The sequence below is a fragment of the Rhizobium sp. USDA 4016 genome (assembly GCF_056279705.1).
In genome coordinates this window covers 836,413-855,695 of record NZ_JBWCCY010000002.1, presented here as the reverse complement: position 1 = coordinate 855,695, position 19,283 = coordinate 836,413, and the positions used below count along the sequence as shown (strand labels likewise).

The 19,283-nt window shown below is 60.0% G+C and carries 15 protein-coding genes and 3 pseudogenes; 10 read left to right on the top strand and 8 right to left on the bottom strand.

The window, feature by feature from the left end; translation table 11 throughout:
• Positions 1-188 precede the first annotated feature (188 nt).
• Positions 189-530, bottom strand: a pseudogene (locus tag ACZ9DP_RS05090) (hypothetical protein); the annotation flags it as partial.
• A 40-nt stretch (positions 531-570) separates the two neighbouring features.
• Entirely contained in the window at positions 571-1,740 is a 1,170-nt protein-coding gene (locus tag ACZ9DP_RS05085) for an aldose epimerase family protein (RefSeq protein ID WP_476200581.1), read from the bottom strand.
• A 602-nt stretch (positions 1,741-2,342) separates the two neighbouring features.
• Between ACZ9DP_RS05085 and ACZ9DP_RS05080 the strand changes: the two genes are divergently transcribed.
• A complete protein-coding gene (locus ACZ9DP_RS05080) occupies positions 2,343-2,759 on the top strand; it encodes a hypothetical protein (RefSeq protein WP_476202290.1) in 417 nt (138 codons plus the stop codon).
• A 186-nt stretch (positions 2,760-2,945) separates the two neighbouring features.
• On the opposite strand, the pseudogene ACZ9DP_RS05075 reads toward ACZ9DP_RS05080, so the two are convergent.
• The 3 genes and pseudogenes from ACZ9DP_RS05075 to ACZ9DP_RS05065 form a co-directional block, all read right to left on the bottom strand.
• Positions 2,946-4,078: pseudogene (locus ACZ9DP_RS05075) on the bottom strand (calcium:cation antiporter).
• 117 nt (positions 4,079-4,195) lie between these two features.
• Entirely contained in the window at positions 4,196-4,612 is a 417-nt protein-coding gene (locus tag ACZ9DP_RS05070) for a hypothetical protein (RefSeq protein ID WP_476200579.1), read from the bottom strand.
• 89 nt (positions 4,613-4,701) lie between these two features.
• A complete protein-coding gene (locus tag ACZ9DP_RS05065) occupies positions 4,702-6,042 on the bottom strand; it encodes a tetratricopeptide repeat protein (protein ID WP_476200577.1) in 1,341 nt (446 codons plus the stop codon).
• Positions 6,043-6,328: 286 nt separating this feature from the next.
• Here ACZ9DP_RS05065 and ACZ9DP_RS05060 point away from each other — a divergent pair, with 286 nt between their 5' ends.
• Positions 6,329-7,162, top strand: coding sequence for an AraC family transcriptional regulator (locus ACZ9DP_RS05060; RefSeq protein WP_476200576.1), 834 nt, complete (start codon positions 6,329-6,331; stop codon positions 7,160-7,162).
• On the opposite strand, the gene ACZ9DP_RS05055 is transcribed toward ACZ9DP_RS05060, so the two are convergent.
• Together ACZ9DP_RS05055 and ACZ9DP_RS05050 are read right to left on the bottom strand one after the other, a co-directional pair.
• Positions 7,107-7,493 (bottom strand): hypothetical protein, encoded by a 387-nt coding sequence (locus ACZ9DP_RS05055; RefSeq protein WP_476200575.1) that lies wholly within the window; start codon positions 7,491-7,493, stop codon positions 7,107-7,109. The genes ACZ9DP_RS05060 and ACZ9DP_RS05055 overlap by 56 nt on opposite strands.
• Positions 7,494-7,985: 492 nt before the next feature.
• The gene (locus tag ACZ9DP_RS05050; RefSeq protein WP_476200573.1) at positions 7,986-9,314 is read right to left on the bottom strand and encodes an aminotransferase-like domain-containing protein; all 1,329 of its coding nucleotides are present in this window, start codon (positions 9,312-9,314) and stop codon (positions 7,986-7,988) included.
• Between the two features lie 104 nt (positions 9,315-9,418).
• Between ACZ9DP_RS05050 and ACZ9DP_RS05045 the strand changes: the two genes are divergently transcribed.
• The 8 genes and pseudogenes from ACZ9DP_RS05045 to ACZ9DP_RS05010 form a co-directional block, all read left to right on the top strand.
• A complete protein-coding gene (locus ACZ9DP_RS05045; protein WP_476200572.1) occupies positions 9,419-10,408 on the top strand; it encodes a substrate-binding domain-containing protein in 990 nt (329 codons plus the stop codon).
• Between the two features lie 36 nt (positions 10,409-10,444).
• A complete protein-coding gene (locus tag ACZ9DP_RS05040; protein ID WP_476200571.1) occupies positions 10,445-11,335 on the top strand; it encodes an ABC transporter substrate-binding protein in 891 nt (296 codons plus the stop codon).
• Positions 11,332-12,300, top strand: coding sequence for an amino acid ABC transporter permease (locus ACZ9DP_RS05035; RefSeq protein ID WP_239603311.1), 969 nt, complete (start codon positions 11,332-11,334; stop codon positions 12,298-12,300). The genes ACZ9DP_RS05040 and ACZ9DP_RS05035 overlap by 4 nt, the downstream gene beginning before the upstream one ends.
• Positions 12,297-13,076: an amino acid ABC transporter ATP-binding protein gene (locus ACZ9DP_RS05030; protein ID WP_239603308.1), complete on the top strand. Its 780-nt coding sequence runs from the start codon at positions 12,297-12,299 to the stop codon at positions 13,074-13,076. Before ACZ9DP_RS05035 ends, ACZ9DP_RS05030 begins: the two co-directional genes overlap by 4 nt.
• 87 nt (positions 13,077-13,163) lie before the next feature.
• Positions 13,164-14,342, top strand: coding sequence for a M20 aminoacylase family protein (locus ACZ9DP_RS05025; protein WP_476200569.1), 1,179 nt, complete (start codon positions 13,164-13,166; stop codon positions 14,340-14,342).
• Positions 14,343-14,501: 159 nt separating this feature from the next.
• Positions 14,502-15,530: a glycoside hydrolase family 25 protein gene (locus ACZ9DP_RS05020; protein WP_476200567.1), complete on the top strand. Its 1,029-nt coding sequence runs from the start codon at positions 14,502-14,504 to the stop codon at positions 15,528-15,530.
• A 158-nt stretch (positions 15,531-15,688) separates the two neighbouring features.
• Positions 15,689-16,600 carry a nucleotidyltransferase and HEPN domain-containing protein gene (locus ACZ9DP_RS05015; RefSeq protein WP_476200566.1) on the top strand — a complete coding sequence of 304 codons (912 nt, stop codon included), beginning with the start codon at positions 15,689-15,691 and terminating at the stop codon, positions 16,598-16,600.
• A gap of 876 nt (positions 16,601-17,476) precedes the next feature.
• A pseudogene (locus tag ACZ9DP_RS05010) lies at positions 17,477-17,720 on the top strand (DDE-type integrase/transposase/recombinase); the annotation flags it as partial.
• A 338-nt stretch (positions 17,721-18,058) separates the two neighbouring features.
• On the opposite strand, the gene ACZ9DP_RS05005 reads toward ACZ9DP_RS05010, so the two are convergent.
• Complete coding sequence (locus ACZ9DP_RS05005; RefSeq protein ID WP_476200564.1) at positions 18,059-19,078, bottom strand: S1 family peptidase; 1,020 nt, start codon at positions 19,076-19,078, stop codon at positions 18,059-18,061.
• Positions 19,079-19,283 lie beyond the last annotated feature (205 nt).

Sequence of the window (19,283 nt, the reverse complement as noted above, 5' to 3'; positions counted from 1 at the left end):
GAGATACGCGGGTTTCGAGCTTGCCTAGGAGTGAATACAGATCAGCAATGGTTTGTGCCACTCCTGGAGAGCGCCTGCCCCCGACGAGGTACCCGGTGCAGGCGATTATTTACCGCGGGGGCAGTGCGATCAGAGCTCTCTTCTATCGGACCAAGAAAGCGATTGCGATGGTCATAGTCGGCCCGCGCTTAGGTGCGACGGCGCAAAGCGCGGTCCGAATTCGTCGACCTCCATGGGCGGAAATGCATCAAGCACCCTTGGAGCGGCCAGAAGCCGAGTTGCGCCTTCGCACGGCTGTTGGAGGCTGCAGTCGGGCGGGTGTGGTAGTAGACCGCTTCCTCGCCCGCCGATTTCAGCGCGCCCTCGACGCTCACGTGCAGGCTCCGCCGCGCCGACCCACCGGGCGAGGGCCGGCAGGCATTCGGCCATGGAAAGGGGATCGTGATCGACGACATTGTAGCCCCCGGCTCGGCCGTAAGCGAGGCGATCGTCGCGGCGATCGCGTCATCGATGTGGACGAACGACCAGACTCGGCCGGTACAGTAACCAGGAATGCACGCACCTGTAGCTCTAGGATTCATCGGTGGTGAATTTGTGCACCGTAGTCGACTTTAGCGTCTCCTGCGGTTTCAGCACCGTCGTCGGAAAGGACGGCTTGTTCGGCGAATCCGGGAAGTGCTGCGTCTCGAGGCAGAAGCCGTCAGTCTGGCGGTATTGCTGACCGGCCGCGCCGACGAGCGTCGAATCGAGGAAGTTGCCGCTGTAGAACTGGATGCCGGGCTCGGTGGTCGATATCTCCATGATCCGGCCCGAGCGAGGCTCGTAGACTCGCGCGGCAAGCGAAAGCCCGCTTTCTGACTTGTTCAGCACGAAGTTGTGATCGTATCCGCGGCCATAGACCATCTGTGGGTCGTTTGCGCGGATGCGTGCGCCGATCGGCATCCCTTGGCGGAAGTCGAACGGCGTGCCGGTCACGGAGGCGAGCTCCCCGGTCGGGATCAAGGTCGCATCGACCGGCGTGTAGCGATCGGCGTTGATCGTGAGGATGTGATCGCCGATCCCGCCCACACCGTCGCCGGCGAGATTGAAGTAGGAGTGACTCGTGAGATTAACCACGGTTGGTTTATCCGTTGTCGCCTCGTAATCGATGCGCAGCTCGTTGTCGTCGGTGAGAGTATAGACGACTTCGACCGCAAGCGTGCCGGGATAGCCTTCCTCGCCATCTTTGCTCGTATAGCTGAGCCGTGCCGCGGTGCCGCGCTCGCTGGTCAACGGCTCGACCTCCCAGACGACCTTGTCGAAGCCTTTCATGCCGCCATGCAGGCTGTTCGGCCCGTTATTGGCGGCGAGCTGGTACTGCGTGCCGTCGAGCGTGAACTTCGCGGCGCCGATGCGATTGCCATAGCGCCCGATCAAGGCGCCGAAATAGGGATTCTTGGACTCGTAGTCGGCGAGTTCCTTGAATCCGAGCACGATGTTACCGAGCTTGCCCCAGCGGTCGGGCACGTTGATCGCCGTTACGATGCCGCCGTAAGCGATGAACTTGACGGACGCGCCCCTGTCGTTGGTCAGCGTGTAGAGATCGACGGCTTTGCCGTCCTGCGTGTTTCCGAATGGGGTCTTGTCCACAGAGCCGGCTCCGGCGCTCGTTCCCGTCAGCAGCGCGCCCATGCCAAACAAGGCCGCGCCGAGTACTGATCCGTGCCAAGTACGCGATATGTTGTGATCGACCCACATCATGGTTTCCTCCCCTAATAGGCCTCTTCGCGGCCGACCTCGGGCGAGCCGCCTGAAGAACCAATTGTAAACTCATCCGACTATTAGCGTAAGCGAATACATGCTGTGCGGGCGACCGGAAGCCGCCGCACGTCGCGAAATTCGGGGCGGCAGCGGCTGAAACGTCTCCTTCGCGCCAAACAGCGGACTATTGAAGCACGCCGTCAGTATTAGATTGCCCCGCCTCATAGGCTATACTAGTGGGCGGACAGAAGCGCATCTCTGACAGATTGTTGAGGATCACATGCCCTCTAATTTCGTCGCAAACGGCGCAGAGGCCTATGAGGCCAGCATGGGTCGCTGGAGCCGGCGGCTCGCAACACCATTCCTCGAATTCGCAGGCGTGCCATCACGAGGGCGCGTCCTTGACGCGGGATGTGGTACCGGCAGTCTAGCCCTGGCCTTGGCAGCGCACCCTGAGCTGGAGGCCATCGGGGCCCTGGACTTCGAGGAGAGTTTTGTGGCAGCCCTGGAATGGCGCGTGACCGACGTTCGATGGTGTCTATTCGCTTTTGGTCCTTCACTTTGTGTCCGATGCGCATCGAGCAGTGCAGGAGATGCGGCGCGTGTTGCGGCCGCGTGCTGCCGCCGCAGCTGCAGTTTGGGCCTGGGGCGGCATGCCGAGTTGGCGATTGTTTTGGGATGTCGTTCTTGCAATTGAGCCAGAAGCGGCCGGGAACGGAGTGCCCACGGCCAGGAGGCCGCTGACAGAGGAAGGTGAGTTACGCTCGGTGTTTGAGGCCGCCGGTTTCACAGGACTTGCCGACACGAAGCTCACGATCGTAATGGACTACACCAGCTTCGACGACTTTTGGTATCCAACGGTCTACGGGCAAGGCGCCTTTGCAGCTTTCTTCGACGCATTGCCGGAAGCAAGGCGTGTTCGACTTCGCGACGCGGTGAGAGCCGCCTATCTTGCCGACGGCCCCGACGGCCCTCGCGGCTTTCTGAGCTTTGCTTGGGCGGTCCGAGGTAACGCTTGAAGTATTCCGCACAACGGGCGGCTACATATCTGCGCGAACGGGTTTCGACGCCTGGATTGAGGTGACGGACGTGGGCGGGTGGATGGCTGAGCGGATCGCTCGCCTGAAGCATCATTTTGAAAGACAGCAGTGAAAGGATGTCGCTGAAAAGCCCATGGGCGCGATGTATACGTCGCGTTCGGGGGGCTAAGGCGCCACGGCAAAGAACAAGAATACTGCAAAGATGACCAGGTGCACGATGCCCTGAAGCACCGTGGTCCGGCCCGTACCCAATGTGATCACACTGATGATAAGCGTAAGCACCAGCAGAGTCTGGCCTTCTCCTCCAGGCCAAGCGCAAGGGGCTGACCAAGCATGATCGAAACCAGCGCAACCACCGGGATGGTCAAGCCAATTGTCGCAAGTGCCGATCCCAGCGCCAGGTTCAGGCTGGTCTGCAACCGGTTGGCCTGCGCTGCTCGAAGCGCCGCCAGACACTCCGGAAGCAACACCACGCCCGCGATGACGATCCCGACTACGGCTTTTGGCATGCCGAGCCAGTTTATTCCTGCCTCCACCGACGGCGTGAGCGCTTTCGCGAGCCCCACTACCACCACGAGCGCGACAAGCAGCAAGGCTGCGCTGGTGGCTGCCGTCCTGTTTGACGGCAACGGAGCATGCGCATCCTCGCTATCAGCCTCGAGCGGCAGGAAGTAGTCGCGGTGCCGCGCGGTCTGGATGAAGATGAACGAGCCATAGAGGATCAACGAAACTGTACCGGCGAAGACAAGTTGCGGTGTGCTGAACATCGGCCCGGCTGCGGTCGCGACGACGTTTGGTACCACCAGCGTCAGGACGGTGAGCGCGGCCAGAACGGCCAAGGCGGCACTCGCCCCCTGGAGCTGAAATCCCTGTTCGTGGTGGCGCATGCCCCCCGAAAGCAGGCACAGGCCGACGATACCGTTCATCACGATCATGACCGCGGCGAACACGGTGTCTCGTGCCAGCCCGGCTTTTTCCGCCGGAGCTGCGATCATCACCGAGACGATCAGGGCCACCTCGATCACCGTGACGGCGATGGCCAGCACCAGAGTGCCAAGCGGCTCGCCGACCCGGTGTGCGACGACCTCGGCGTGGAACACGGCGGCAAAGACGGTGGCGATCAATGCTACTCCAGCAGCCGCAGCAACAAAGCCCCCGAGGCCCGTAAATGGCGTCGCCAACAGGATCGCCAATGCCAATGCAGGCGACACCCATGCCCACCACGGTGTTTGTTCTGTTGCCAAGACGGTGAGGACCCATTGTTCCGCCGATAAAGCATACGCATGGAAGGACTCCATAGGCAACCTCACGTCGCACTCCGAACGCCAGAGTCTGGCTCCGGAGCGAGACATATGGTTCTATAGACGTTCGATGCAGTGCGGTGTGCGCCGAGCCGAAAGGCTCTCTTCGCTCATTTAGAAGTATTGACAGTGGTCCGCCTTTATTGCCTTCTCAGTCAGGAACCAGCCTGGGTCAACGATGCCGTCCGCCTCCGCGATAAGGTCTGAGTCATGCACCTCGAACGTTTGTGCCGCATAGCGGCAGCCGTAGAGATGCACGTTGCCGGTCCCGGCGAGAAGTTTCAGGAAATCCTCGATCTCGGTCGGCTCGCCGTCCGCGGCCATTCGGGCGCGCAACCATTCTGTCTCATCCCTGTGTCTGTCATCCACCGAGAGTAAGGCCGCTCCCTTGCTGGTCAGCGCCTTCACCGCCCAGAGCAGAAAGAGCATGTCAACCTTCACGCCGTTGCGGGCCTGAGTGTAGGCAAAGGTCAGCGGCGTGAGGATTTTGTCGTAGGCGTCGTCGCGCACGATGATTGCGAGATGCTTCATGGTGAAATCTCCAATGGTTGCGGGCCCTTGTCTCGCCCATGAAGCGTCCCACCGCCGAATGCAGGAGGCAGCCGGACGTGGGACAAAGGTCAGGCGGCCTTCAGACCCGGCGTTGCGCTTACTCCGGCTCGGGCCAGGAAAGTCCGATTGACTGGGCTGTGGGGCTTCAGTGCTAGGCGCTCATTGGCAAGGGCTTCCGCCAGACCGTTGAGCCCGCCGCGGATGGCCGCCTCGGTCAACGTCCAGTCGATGATGTCACGTTGCGCGTGGCTGCCGCCGAAGCTGTTGGCGATGTAGCGGGCGCCATAGAGGTGGTCGGCCGCGGCCTGGTAATCCCCGCGCCAGAACGCCACGAAGCCTTCGATCAGAGGCACGGCCGTGCGCCGCCCCCATTCGGCGGCGTCAGACCCGTCCGCGCGGTTCTCCCGATAAGCCCGCACGATGCGCTCAACGTCGCTTTCCCGGCCTGTTCCGAGATAGGCCATCACGGCGTGCCAATCGTTGAATGGATAAGTGCGGCCGTCGGCATGGTTTTCCCAGGTGGTCGCCAGTTCCCGCCAGCGCTCGCCCACGTCATGGCCTGAGAGATGCAGGCGCCAGAGGAGCGCCGAGGCATCGACCATGTCGATCGCCAGGGTGCTGCGGCTCTCCCGGATCGGCCCATCGTAGAGCGCGAACACCTCGTCGACCTGCCCGAGATCCAGGTGATAGAGCGAGCGGTGCCACCAATTGTGAACCTTGAAGAAATTGTCATCGCCGGACCAGTGCGGTTCGCGCGCGATCATCCAGCCGATACCGTCCTCGGCGCGCCCCTGCATCTCCATCACGTGGGCGACCGCATGGTGGGCCCAGCAGTCGAGCGGTTGCAGGTCCACGGCGCGCCGGCCCATCTCCTCGGCCCGGGCGTAGTCACCGGCCTCCTCAAGCCCGAAGGCATGCATGCCGAGCAGGATCGAGTAGCCCGGCATGCCGGGCGACCATTTCGGCAAGACTCGTGCGATGCGGTCGCGCAGACCCCGCGCGCTCGCGCGGAAGAAATCCATAAGATGGCCGGACTGGAGCGCCACAAGGTCGTGCGGATAGCGTGCGTTGTGGCGGTCGAGCGCGGTCGCGGCGGCGGTCCAGTGCCCCTCGGTCACCAAGTCCAGCGCGGCGACGTGGGAGACCTCCCGGTCGGAGAGGCGGAGCGTCCTGGCCTTGCAGAGGATGGCCTTCGCCTCACTGGTGGCGTCCGGCTCCGTCGCCAGGCCAAACAGGTGAGCCTTCAGAATATGTGCCATTGCGAAGTCGGGGGCGGCCTTGATGGCATTGTCCAGCAATGCGACGGGATCGCCGCGATAGATGTTAAACGCCTCGACAGCCTCGTCAAAGAATTCCGCGGCCTCAACGGTTGCGCCTGAGAGCGAATTGCCCTGCTTATCCGTAGTCATGTTGGATCTCTCCTCGTTGTGGCACACCGCAAGATGTCTGTTCCGGCAGATGGTCCTGGCCAGCGGCGTTGCTTTCGACTTTGTGGCCCGGGTGTTACATTAGCCTCGCCGAAAGGCAGGTTATATGAGCGAGGCGCCGGTCCGCTTTGCCGATCCGCCGAATCTGGGTGTGAGTGATGGATTCCATCCTGGACATGTTCCGCACCATGCGGCTCACGGGCGGCATCTTTCTCGATGCCGATTTTACCGCGCCATGGTGCGTAACAGCGAAGGTGGGGCCTGAGGATTGTGCCCCATTCACACCCGAGCCTCGCCAGATCATTGCCTATCATTACGTGACCGCCGGCACCTGCTGCTCAAGGTCAGCGGGCAGAAACCGATCCCGGTCGAGGGCGGCGAGATTGTCGTCCTGCCGCGCAATGATGACCATGTGATCGGCAGTTCCCTGACGATCCGCCCCATCTCCGCCGAACGCCTGATCCAACCGAGCCCGGATGGCGGGCTGGCGCGCATCGTTCACGGAGGTGGGGGAGAGCGGACGCACATCTACTGCGGATTCCTGGGCAATGACATGCCGCACAACACTGTCATTGCAATGCTACCGAGTGTCCTCAAGCTCAACGTCGCCGATGGCGCATCCGGAAACTGGATAGAAAGCTCCTTCCGTTTCGCCGCGCAGGAACTTGCCGCGGGTCATGTCAATTCACCAGCGATCCTCGCCAAACTTGCCGAACTTCTGTTCATGGAGGCAGTGCGCCGGTACTTTGCCTCGCAGCCTCCCGGCCGCAACGCCTGGGCAGCGGGAATACACGATCCCATCATCGGACATGCATTGGGCCTCCTGCATGGTCAGATGACCCGACACTGGACCACAGAAGATCTTGCCCGGGAGATCGGCCTGTCCCGCTCTGCATTTGCAGAGCGCTTCACCCGGATCATAGGCGAACCACCCATGCGCTACCTTGCCCAGCAGAGGCTGGTACAGGCCTCTGTACTGCTTAAGGAAACATCCGATGCCGTCGCGCGCATTGCCTATGCGGTGGGCTACGAGTCCGAGGCCTCGTTCAATCGGGCATTCCGACGGGAGTATGGCGTTCCACCCGCAGCTTGGCGTGGATAACCCCTTGAAGAAAAGAGGCTGAGATCGCGCAAAACGGTCGTGTGGTGCCTTCAAACAACAAAATCATGCTATCGTCCATCCGTTCGACAGAAAGGCACCAATCATGAGCGCTCGGCGAGACTTCACTTACGAGGAATGGAGCAGCCTTTTGCAGCTCTACCGGCATGAGAACGCTGCGTTGGCGGACGAAATTGATCAGAGGTTCGTCGAGCTTGGCGTTATTGAAAAAACGGTCGGCGGAACAAGTCTCAGTGCCGCAGGTAAGCGACTGGTTGAGCACGAGCTTCTGATGGAGCGAAGGAACCGGCTTCAGCGATGACGTGTCAAGCAAGCGTTGGCCGCTTGGTCCGACGATAGTGGCTTGGAGGCATGACTCTCAACACCTCCCGTTCGATAAGCTGAAGGTGTTCTTCGACCAGCATCTCGCAGCCTGATTGGTGACACCTGCTAGGCCCGGGAAGACCGGATCACTCCGGGCTGGCAAGGCATCTCCAGAAAACCACGTCTGATGGGAGCGCGCCGCATGTCCAGAATGGCCCATTTCGACAAAGAGCCAATCACGAAATGCTTTAACCTTTCGCTAAGAAATCGCGCGGGGCGGATAGACCACGAAGTACTAGGACGAGGATTTGAGCGCGTGTTTGAACAAGATGTCCAAGATAATCGTCGCCGACCTGGAAGCGGCTTACGCCGGCAAGGTCAGCGCTTTTGGGTAAGAAGATTGTCGTCATCGGAGCCAGTGCCGGCATAAGTCTCGGCGTGGCAGCACCTCGTGCACGAATGGTTGGAGTCTCCGATCTCGGACACTTACTCAATTCCAGGATCAGCCGGTCGTGCAGGCCAGCGCGATGCCGTCGGCGACCTCGCTGCTACGATCCGAAAGATTGCCCGTTGCGACCCTGATATGATTGCTGGGTAGGATCGAGAACTTTGCGCCGGGGTGAACTGCGATCCCTCGCGCCGCCAAGGTGACCATCGCAAAAGGCTCTGAGGAGACCGGAACCCAGGCGCAGAGGCCTGCTCCATCATCCACCTCTACGCCGCGCTCGCGCAGCGCATTCGTCAGCTCATCGTGGCGCTGCTGATAGATATCGCGCGCGCGGGTAAGGATTTCGTCGGTTCTAGGATCGCGGAGCAGCCACGCTGCCGCCGCTTGCAGAATCCGGCTGGTCCAGCCGGCGCTGAAGCTCCGATAGGATTGAATCTGCTCCACGATCGCCCGGGAACTCGACAGCACGGCAAGACGCAGGTCCGGACCCAGCGTCTTCGAATAAGACAGGATGTGTATGACCCGGTCCGGATAGCGCCCTCCCAAGGAATGCTTGGGTGCGCCAGAAATGTCGGCCACGCCATCGTCTTCGATGATCAGCGTGTCGCTCCCCGCCAAAACGTTTCCCAGAGCTTCCAGGCGGGCCTTGCTGACGCTTTGGCCGGTCACCGAGTGAAGCCGCGGCTGAAACAGAAATGCAACGGGGCGATATTTCATGGCCGCTTCGAGCGACGACGGCAGGGGGCCGTCCCTGTCGCACTGAACGGGCAGGATGCGCACGCCCAGATCCTCGAGGATATCGAGAAGGCGCATGGCCGTCGGATTTTCGATTGCGACCGAAGCGCCCGGCATCACTAACGCATGCAACAGCGTATAGACGGCGTTGTATCCGCCGTTTGTTGCAAGAAAGGCCTCCGGCTCGTAGGGCCAGTCGCGCCGCACGGCCGCTTCGAGCTCCGGCAGGATCCGGCTGCGTTCGTAGCTGTTGAGGTTTTCCGCCGAGGCGCCGTATGTCAGGGCGTCTGCCAGGGGCGGCAGCAGGCTTACATCCGGGACCGCCGCCGTGAGGTCGAGTACGCCCTCGCCGTAGTTGCCGGAACTTGCAAGCCTTTCGGGCTTGGCAACGAACCGATCGCCGCTGATCCAGGTGCCATTGCGGCCGCGCCCGCTGATGATCTTCTGGCGGCGCAGCTCGCTCCAGGCCTCAGAGATCGTCGCGGGGCTGACGCCAAGCGCGAAGGCAAGGTCGCGGATCGCGGGCAGCTTGGTTCCGACGGGAAGCGCGCCGGCGCGGATCATGGCGCTGGTTTCCAACGCAATTCCGCGAATGGACTTGTCGCTTAACTTTTCGGCAAACCAATCGGCATTTCGTGTTTCGTTCATATTTTGCACCAAGATTAAATGTTCAATAACGTAATAACATTTGATCGAGGCAAATTGAACATTTATTTACGAGCAGAAATGACCATTCTTTGCGAGCGAAATGCATGACTGTAACGATACGGCTGGCCCTGCGCGACTGGGACTACATGACCCCGCTGGTGTTGGGAGAGGTCTCGTCACCCCGCCTCGACGTGAAGGTCGAAAGGGTTGGCACGCTCATCTCCCATATTGGAAAGGACGACGCTCACGACGCGGCGGAAATGTCCTTCAGCCGATATACCCAGCTTCGCGCCGACGGCGACGAGACTGTGATCGGCATCCCGAACTTCATCATGCGAGGCTTTCGCCATCGCTGCATCATCACGATGAAGGAAAGCCCGATCACGGAACTAAGCCAGCTTGCCGGAAAGCGGATCGGTGTGACCGGATGGCGCGATTCCGGAAACACCTGGACGCGCGCAGCCTTGCGCCGTGAAGGTGTCGGCGTCGAGGATGCGATGTGGTTTGCCGGCCGGTTGACGGAAGCCCACCCTGTCACCGATCGTCTCGACGGCTTTGGCCGCCCGGGACGCATCGAGGCAGCACCTGGCGAGCGGCCGATGGTGGACCTCCTGAAAGAGGGCGGACTGGATGCCGTCTTCACACCCTTCATGCCCGAGGGCTTTTTCGATAAAGATTCGCCGTTCCGCCAGGTGCTTGCAGATTTTCGCGGTGCCGAACGCCAATATTTCGACGACGTCGGCTATGTGCCGGGCATGCATCTCATCGGCGTCAAGGCGACGGTCGCGGCGGAACATCCATGGCTCCTCGAAGAACTCAGCACCTTGATCGATGAATCCAAGCGCGTCTGGACGACGAAGCGCCGCAAATATGCCGACACCACGCCGTGGATGCTCGATGAGCTCTTGAGGGTCTCGGCAGATCTGCCACCGGACTGGGACGAAAGCGGCCTTGATGCCAACCGTGCGATGATTGCCGATTTCGCCCGGGAGCTGCACGCGCAGGGCATCCTGCCGCGAGCGCTCACGCCGGCAGAGCTTTTTCCGCTACAGACGTCTTCAGATCGCCCGCAGCTTGCCGCAGCCGAATCCTGAACCTTCATCCATACAAACCAAAAAGGGGAATAAGAAATGCCATTGAAATCCATCACCTCCTTCGCTCTTGCGAGCGCCCTGCTCACTGGAATGGCCATGGCCGAGGATGCAACGCTTCCGAAGCTCACCGTCAACGAGGAACTGCGGGCAAAGCTTCCCGAGGAGATCAAGACCGCCGGCAAGATGATCTCGGTCAACAACGGCTCCTTTCCGCCCTACGAGATCGTCACCGGAACGAAGATGGAAGGAGCGAGCGCCGACCTCACGGACGCGCTCGGCCAGGTGCTCGGCGTTACGATCGAGCACGCAACCGTCGGTGGCCTGCCGGCACTCCTCGCCGGCGTCAATTCCGGCCGCTATCAATTCGCCTTCGGTCCTGTCGGCGATTTCAAGAGCCGCGAAGAGGCCAACGATTTCGTCGACTGGGTGCAGGAATTCGTCGTCTTTGCCGTGCACAAGGGCAATCCGAACGGGATAACCTCGCTGGAGACTGCCTGCGGACAGCGCATTGCCGTCATGGCTGGTGGATCGGCGGAGAAGGTCATCAAGGTCCAGGCCGAAAAGTGCAAGACCGACGGCAAGGAGGCGATCGAGGTTCAATCCTTCACCGACCAGCCGAGCTCGATCCTTGCCGTCAGGTCCAAGCGCTCCGATGCATTCTTCTCCTCCCAGGCTCCCCTCACCTATTTCGTGTCGCAGTCCAATGGCCAGCTCGAACTCACCGGCGTCGGCCAGAAAAACGGCTTTGAAAATCTCTATCAGGGCGCCGTCGTGCCGAAGGGATCGCCGCTTGGACCCGTGCTGCACGACGGCATGAAAGTTCTGATGGACAACGGCACCTATGCGGCAGTCATGAAGAAATGGGGTCTTGAGAACAACATGATCAAAGAGCCGGGCATCAATCTCGGCGGGACATTGCCAAAATGAGCGCCAACAACGACAAAAGCGCATCGCCTTCGGGCGGTGCGGATCCCCGTGACGTCGTCAACGCGCACAAGCCGTTTCGCATCGATCGCCTGGTCCTTTGGACGCTGACACTGGGCATTGCGGCCGATTTTGGCTGGATCGTTGCAAACAACGAGAATTTCGGCTGGCCGGTCGTCGCACAATATTTCTTTGACCCGACGGTCATCAGCGGTCTCTACGTGTCCCTCGGACTGACCGTTGTTGCCATGCTGATCGGCATAGCGCTCGGCCTGCTGCTTGCCATTGCGCGGCTGTCGACGGACCGGCTCGCCCATTCCCTTGCCGGCCTCTACATCTGGTTCTTCCGCGGCACGCCGCTCCTGGTGCAGCTTATTTTCTGGTACAACCTGTCGACGCTCTTTCCGTCGATTTCGATCACCGTGCCTTTCGGACCGACATTGGCGAGTTGGGACACCAATTCCGTCATCACGCCGATGACGGCGGCAATCGTCGGCCTGGCGCTCAACGAGGCGGCCTACATGGCCGAGATCATCCGCGGCGGCCTTCTCTCCGTCGACAGGGGCCAGGCGGAAACGGCGGAAGCCTTTGGCATGACGCGGGCACGCGCACTGCGCAGGATCATCATCCCGCAGGCGATGCGCTCCATCGTTCCGCCAACCGGCAACCAGCTCATCAGCATGATCAAGGCGACCTCTCTCGTCAGCGTGATCGCCATGGCGGATCTGCTCTATTCGGTCCAGTCGATCTATAACCGCACGTTCGAGATCATTCCGATGCTGCTCGTCGCCGTGGTCTGGTACCTGCTGATCACCTCGATCCTCAACATCGGCCAGGGCTATATCGAGCGCTACTACAGCAGAGGCGACAGACGCTCCGGCAGCGCGGCGAAACCTGCCGGACAGGCGGGCACGCCGATCGTACCCGATACCCCCTCACCCGTCATCGCACAGGAGGCGAGCCATTGAATGCCCTTGCAACTGTCGAACCGCTCGTCCATGCACGCAATGTTCACAAATCCTTCGACCAGCTTGAAGTCTTGAAAGGGATCGATCTTGACGTCGCCCCTGGCGAGGTCGTGGTTATCCTCGGGCCTTCCGGCTCGGGCAAATCGACCTTCCTGCGCTGCATCAACCATCTGGAGTCCATCAATCAGGGCTCGATCATGGTCGATGGAGAGCAGATCGGTTATCGATTGCGAAAGGGCCGGCTTCAGAAGCTCTCCAACAATGCAATCGCTGCACAGCGGCGCAAGATCGGCATGGTCTTCCAGCAGTTCAACCTCTATCCGCACATGACCGCGCTCGAAAACATCATCGAGGCGCCGGTTGGCATCCACGGCGAAAGCCGCAAGGCCGCAACGGAAAATGCGCTGATGCTTCTGGAGCGCGTCGGCCTCTCGGAAAAAGCCGGCAGTTATCCGCGCCAGCTTTCCGGCGGCCAGCAGCAGCGCGTGGCGATCGCACGGGCTCTGGCGATCAAGCCGAAGCTGATGCTGTTCGACGAGCCGACCTCCGCACTCGATCCCGAACTCGTCGGTGAGGTCCTTTCCACCATGCGGGACCTGGCAAGCCAGGGATTGACCATGATCGTCGTCACTCACGAGATTGGTTTTGCGCGCGAAGCGGCCGACCGGGTCATCTTCATGGATGGCGGCAAAGTCGTCGAACACGGCAAGCCCGAAGATGTCCTCGGCAATCCGCAGCATCAACGCACGAGAAGCTTTCTCGCGCGCTTCATCTAGCCGGGCAATCTGTACGCTCCGCATTCTGCCCGTGCCGCCAAACCGCGGCGCGACCATCCCGTTCATTCTAGCTATCGGAACTGACTGATGACACGCGACAACGCTTTTGCCCGCATCTCCGACTTCGAGCCGATCAAGGAAGAGCTTGTGGCGACCCGCCGGCATCTTCACGCCAATCCGGAACTGTCGTTCGAAGAGGTCGAGACGGCACGCTTCGTCGCCGAAAAACTGGAATCCTGGGGCTACGAGGTTTTCCGCAATGTCGGCGGCCACGGTGTCGTCGCTCGTCTCAAGGTGGGCAGCAGCCCGCGCAGTATTGCGATCCGCGCCGACATGGATGCCCTTCCGATCCAAGAAGAAACGTACCTGCCTTATGCGAGCCGGGCAGCCGGCAAGATGCATGCATGCGGTCACGACGGCCACACGACGATGCTGCTTGGGGCTGCGGAATATCTGGCGCGCACCCGCCGTTTTGACGGAACGGTCAACCTGATCTTTCAGCCCGCCGAGGAAGCCGGCACCGCAAGCGGTGCTGAAGCGATGATCGCCGACGGATTGTTCGAACGCTTTCCGTGCGATGCGATTTTCGGGCTGCACAATCACCCCGGCGCGCAGGAAGGCACCTGGCTTTTGCGTTCCGGCCCACTGATGGCAGCTGCCGACACCGTAAAAATCACCATCAAGGGAAAAGGCGGCCACGCCTCCAGGCCGCATCTGACGGTGGACCCGGTCGTCATTGCCTGCAATCTCGTCGTCTCTCTGCAGTCGGTCGTTTCGCGCAGCATCGATCCGACACAAACGGCAGTCGTTACCGTCGGCTCCATCCATGCCGGCGAGGCCTCGAATGTCATTCCTGACATCGCAACGCTCTTGCTCAGTGTCCGGTCCTTCGAACCGGCGATCAGGGACATTCTGGAAGGGAGGATCCGTAGACTGACGGCGAGCGTCGCGGAAGGCTATGGCGCCAGGGCCGAGGTCGACTATGTGCGTGGCCACCCGGTCGTCATCAACTCCGAGAAGGAAACCGAGTTTGCCCGCGGCATTGCGGAGGAGCTCGTCGGCCGGGACCAGGTCTTAACGTGCCCCCTGATCCCGGGAAGCGAGGATTTTTCCCATTTTCTCGAGCACAAGCCGGGCTGCTTCCTGCGCCTTGGCAACGGTCTGAACTCGGAGATCCTGCACAGCTCGAAATTCAACTTTGCAGACGAAAACCTCACGGTTGGTGCCGCCATGTGGGCGCGGCTGACAGAGAAATTCCTGGGCTAGAATTCCTATGACGCACTCGCAAGCATGCGCGCGCCGTTAACCTTGGCAATAAAGATTGTATTCAGTCTTTTTTGGTAATTTTCCGTTAGCCATTCACGCCAGCCGGTCCCGGCGGCATGGGGTTGGCGTCGGCGGCAGTTGTTTTGCGTACGGGTTCTTATGCGTCTATCGAATGTGACAGCAATCTTTTTTGCGTGCCTGACATTGGCCGGTTGCGCCGCCAATTCTCGTCCTGCGACCGTTCAGGCCGGGCGGCCATCTGAGGAGACCACGGGCTCGGTTGCCCAATCAACCGTGCCCGTCCCTGCCGCCAATGTCGGCGACGTCGCCCTGCAGGGCAATCCGCCGCAGGAGACGTTGGCCTGGGCGGGATCGGTGCCGCAGCCGCAGGCGTTCACGCCGGCTTCAAGAACCGTTGGCGCGCCCATCCCTTCAGAACGGCCGATTGCCATGCTGGCGCCGGACAAGCCTGAAATGAGGGCAGCTCCGCAGACGCGCTCGCAGATTTACAGCTACGGGTTCCGCGACGCCAAGCCGATCAATTTCGGGTCCATATCGCCCAGAAAGCTTGCCGTGCATGGCGTCGACGTTTCGCGCTGGCAGGCGGAGATCGATTGGGAAAGGCTCCGGAGGCAGGGGGCGAACTTCGCCTATATCAAGGCGACGGACGGCGGCGATCATCTCGATCCGATGTTCAAGAAGAACTGGCGTAGGGCCAAGGAGGCCGGCTTGAAGCGCGGCGCCTATCACTTCTTCTACTGGTGCCGCACGGCAGGCGAACAGGCCGACTGGTTCATCCGCAACGTTCCGAAGGAAGCGGGCGCTCTTCCGCCGGTGATCGACGTCGAGTGGAACGGTGAATCGAGCTGCAAGCGGCGGCCCTCGCGCGAGCGGGTGCTGGAAAAAATGCAGGTCTTCATGGACAAGCTCGAGCGGCACTACGGCCAGCGTCCGATCATCTATACGGCGCCGGACTTCTACCGCGACAACCTGAAGGGCGCGTTTCTCGATTATCCCTTCTGGCTGCGCTCGGTGGCGGCTCACCCGTCCAAGGTCTACCCGAAACGGAAATGGGTTTTTTGGCAGTATTCTGGCTCCGGCCTGTCACACGGCGTCGATGGCCGGATCGACCTGAACGTCTTCCATGGTGACGAAGGCGATTGGCACGACTGGGTGGCGTCACGGTAGTGCCGCGCGAGCCGCCTAGCTTCAGCCCGGCCCCCTAAAAAAGCAAAGGATCACCCCACCCCACTAGGCGCAGGAGAGTGCGTCGGCTCGCGAGCCGCCGCGATTCCTATAATTTCCAGTAGTAGACGGCGAATCGTCTTTGGCCTATCGATGGACCCATGCGATCGTCCTTGGAACATCTGCCGGAAGAAAAGCAGCGCGAGCTTGCCCGCGTCGTTGCGATCATCCATGAGGAGTTCGCCGATGCACTGTCAGGCACGTCGGCCGCCTTCAAGAAGCGCGGCCGGATCTTAAAGATCATCATGTTCGGCTCCTATGCCCGCGGCAGCTGGGTCGACGAGCCGCAAACGATGAAGGGCTACCGCTCCGACTATGACATCCTGGTGCTGGTCAATTCCAAGCAGCTGGCTGAACCGCAATACTGGGACAAAGCTACCGACCGGCTGCTGTGGGACAAGGATGTGCAGACGCCGGTCGGACTGATCGTCCATGGCGCCCGGGAGGTGAATAACTTCCTGGCCGACGGTCAGTATTTCTTCGTCGACATCCTGCGCGAGGGCATCGTGCTCTACGAGCTCGATGACCGGCCGTTGGCTGAACCGAGAAAACTCTCCGCGGTCGATGCTTATAGGGTGGCAAAGGAGCATTTCGAGAACAAGTTTCCCTCAGCACTGAGCTTCCTGGACACCACCCAATATCTGCTCAAGAAAGGCCAACTCGGTCACGCAGCATTCGAACTGCACCAAGCGGTCGAAGCCGCTTACTCATGCTTGCTCCTAACCCTCACCAACTACAGCCCGCCGTCGCACAATCTGAAGTTCCTCCGGGGCCTGGCGGAAGACCAGGACCGCCGGCTGATCGACGCCTGGCCGCGCGACCAGCACCGCTATACCGCCTGGTACAACATCCTCAACGAAGCCTACGTGAAGGCGCGCTACTCGAAGCACTTCGAGATCACCGAAGAAGCGCTAGGCTGGCTACTTGAGCGAACGGAGCATCTCCATCAAACGGTCGCGGCCATCTGCAACGTCTATTTGGCGGAACTTGCGCGGGCGAGCAGTGCCCACTGAAGACCGATCCTCAGGCACAAAGGTGGCATCCACGTTCGCTCACGACGGGAAAACAGAGGGAATTTCAAGGCGACTTCGATAAGCCATTGAAATCATGTGAGAATGCAGGTTCCCCAGCCATCTCTTCTTTTCTCCATTATTTCAACTTTATCAATTAGAGATGACTAAATGATGCAGTCGCGGTCATGTGCCTGGCGCCTGGGATTTTTCCGAATTAGCACCTAACTAAAGGGACCGATCTATTGCGCGTAAGTATGCGGGACACTACCTTCCGCGTGGGTTTGGGTGGAAAGGCACGCGCTGCCAAGTAAACTGGTAAGGCCGTATCTATTTTCTCAAACAAAGCGGGACTTTTCGATCCCGTTCTCAATTCGGACAGCAAGCCCTTCATCGATCCCATGTTGATCGAGAGCCGTGACACCCCGCATATGGTCACCGCCTATAAACAGCTACGGGGGCACCTCGAGAAAGCGGTCAAGCTTCTGGCCGCGAGCAAAGCTTTAACGATCTGCGTGGAAAGCAGCGCGTGGAATATTGGATCTCAAAGAAAGATCCGAGACGTGCCTTGGATATGGCGGATCAAATATCAGCGGAAATTCCAGATCTGAGGAATTCACAGCTGCCCGTCGACGCCCTTGTCGACCAATGTAAGTTCCGCGATTTGATCTTCCGCATGTCGATGAGCCGATCGGGTTCGGAGACATCTCACGGCGGTGCCAAGGGCTTTGGTCGATCCCGTAAATCCGGCGAACCGCTTCCGTGGGCGACCCCGTCACCGCGACCATGTGGCAACGGAAACGCTCCGTCACGCTCGCCGAGACCATTGAGATCGGACGACAGGTCGAACAGCCGCTGCACGACCAGATGGACGACGGGTCGCTGGACTTCGTGCATGACCAATTTGTCTGCGGCAGACGCTTTCGCGTTCTCAACGTCGTCGACGACGTGACGCGTGAATGCCTGGCGGCGTCCCCGACACCTCGATCTCCGGCCGTCGTGTTGCTCGCGAACTGACAGCGATAATCGAGCGGCGTGGCAAACCCGGTATGATCGTCTCCGATCACGGCACGGAATTCACCTCGAACGCCATTCTCGCTGGTCGAAGGATCATAAGGTCGAGTGACAGCGAGCTTGATGGCCCCGAGAAGGGCGCGAGTTTTCTCATACTGGGCCGCGATGCCCCGAAACTGAAAGACCCAAGCACTGAAGGGAAGCAAGGGCCAGAAGTTCGGAAACCGACAGGCCGAGAACCGTGGCGAGTTCTTCCGCGCCGGTCCGCCAAACACCTAATCGAGGATGCGGGTCTGGAGCTTGCCGACAATTTTATCGAGGGAGCGCAACGTCAGTCACAGTGAGCCGAGACGCTGGAAAGCCTCTTGCGCGCTGCCCTTGCCGGTCCGGGCCCGGAAGGTCAATACCTAGTAACCGCTTCGACATCGTACACCTTTGAAGCCCGGGCTAATGTATGCTTTCATTTACCCAATCAGCAACATCCCCGACGTCGGTATAAACACCATAGAGCCCCTCGTGACCACATTGAAGATTTGCATCTGATGGCCCCATCCCCCAACTGACGATCCCAATCTGAATGGTATTGCGGCCGGCACCCGCAATCAACGGCCCGCCACTATCTCCTTGGCAACTGTCTCGCTTGCCATTGGCGACACCCGCACAGATCATAGATTCGTCGAGTGGATCCGCAATGTTGCTGATGTTGAACACTTCAGTTGCGCCCGCCGCGGCAGCTTCTTTTTCAGCCTCCTGCTTTAGCAGATTTTTGAGTCCGGCATTGCAAGCATCGTTCGGGACGATACTAATTTCCGCTTGCATAAGGTCTATAGGACTTGCTCCCTCGTCTGTTAGTCCCCAGCCTACGACCGTAGCTTTGCCCCTGCCTTCGGCCGATCCGATTGTGGTCGCAACCGCATCGGATGGCTCAGCGAGTCGGATCAACGCAGCGTCATAGCTCATTGTTTGAGGATCGTAACCCGGATGCATCTTGATCTCGGCCACTTCGTACCTGACACCATCTGTCAGCGTCGTCGCGCCGACAAGTATGGTGATGTCCCGGTTAGCATGAACTTCGCCGTCATTATCAACGCAATGAGCCGCAGTGAGTACCCATTGTGAAGCGATAAGGGACCCGCCGCAGAACTGCGCTTGATATTGCGACATTGCACTATCGTCCAAATACTCGCTGCGCATTAACGCAACCTGGAAAGGCCACTCACCCTTTTTTGCAGGAATGCCGCCAATAACCCTGTCCCGCTCCTTTCCTGCCCGTGCCTTCGGAACAGAGTCGTAGGGTGCGTTGTAGGCGACCCGAAATCGTTCCATCGCCTTGTTGACGAACTGAGATTCAGCGGCGCTTGCAACGGACACCGTCGCCACTAACGTAGCGGACAAAGCGATGGATTTAGGCAATGATTTAAGAAAATGGATCCAAGACACAGCGGACGCATGGCGAACGTTCTTCATTCTCCCCTCCCAACCCTGAAACGCCTAATTGTGCGTGAATTTTAGAAAAAAGAAAAGTTCCCTTCAAAGAAATGGGCGCGTCGCCTTGGCTGTACGCATGACGACGAACCCCATACTTGCGCGGCCAGTAATTGCACCCCTGATTCAGCTAAACGTTTGCAACAATGACGCAACCCGCCGTCTCGCCAAGACCGATCGTGCTCAA

Excerpts from the sequence above, each read along its gene's own strand:
- ACZ9DP_RS05035 (WP_239603311.1), top strand. The coding sequence starts at position 11,332 with ATGAGCGCCAACAACGACAAAAGCGCATCGCCTTCGGGCGGTGCGGAT.
- ACZ9DP_RS05005 (WP_476200564.1), bottom strand. The coding sequence starts at position 19,078 with ATGAAGAACGTTCGCCATGCGTCCGCTGTGTCTTGGATCCATTTTCTT.
- ACZ9DP_RS05050 (WP_476200573.1), bottom strand. The coding sequence starts at position 9,314 with ATGAACGAAACACGAAATGCCGATTGGTTTGCCGAAAAGTTAAGCGAC.
- ACZ9DP_RS05045 (WP_476200572.1), top strand. The coding sequence starts at position 9,419 with ATGACTGTAACGATACGGCTGGCCCTGCGCGACTGGGACTACATGACC.
- ACZ9DP_RS05040 (WP_476200571.1), top strand. The coding sequence starts at position 10,445 with ATGCCATTGAAATCCATCACCTCCTTCGCTCTTGCGAGCGCCCTGCTC.
- ACZ9DP_RS05025 (WP_476200569.1), top strand. The coding sequence starts at position 13,164 with ATGACACGCGACAACGCTTTTGCCCGCATCTCCGACTTCGAGCCGATC.
- ACZ9DP_RS05020 (WP_476200567.1), top strand. The coding sequence starts at position 14,502 with ATGCGTCTATCGAATGTGACAGCAATCTTTTTTGCGTGCCTGACATTG.
- ACZ9DP_RS05085 (WP_476200581.1), bottom strand. The coding sequence starts at position 1,740 with ATGATGTGGGTCGATCACAACATATCGCGTACTTGGCACGGATCAGTA.
- ACZ9DP_RS05070 (WP_476200579.1), bottom strand. The coding sequence starts at position 4,612 with ATGAAGCATCTCGCAATCATCGTGCGCGACGACGCCTACGACAAAATC.
- ACZ9DP_RS05015 (WP_476200566.1), top strand. The coding sequence starts at position 15,689 with ATGCGATCGTCCTTGGAACATCTGCCGGAAGAAAAGCAGCGCGAGCTT.
- ACZ9DP_RS05065 (WP_476200577.1), bottom strand. The coding sequence starts at position 6,042 with ATGACTACGGATAAGCAGGGCAATTCGCTCTCAGGCGCAACCGTTGAG.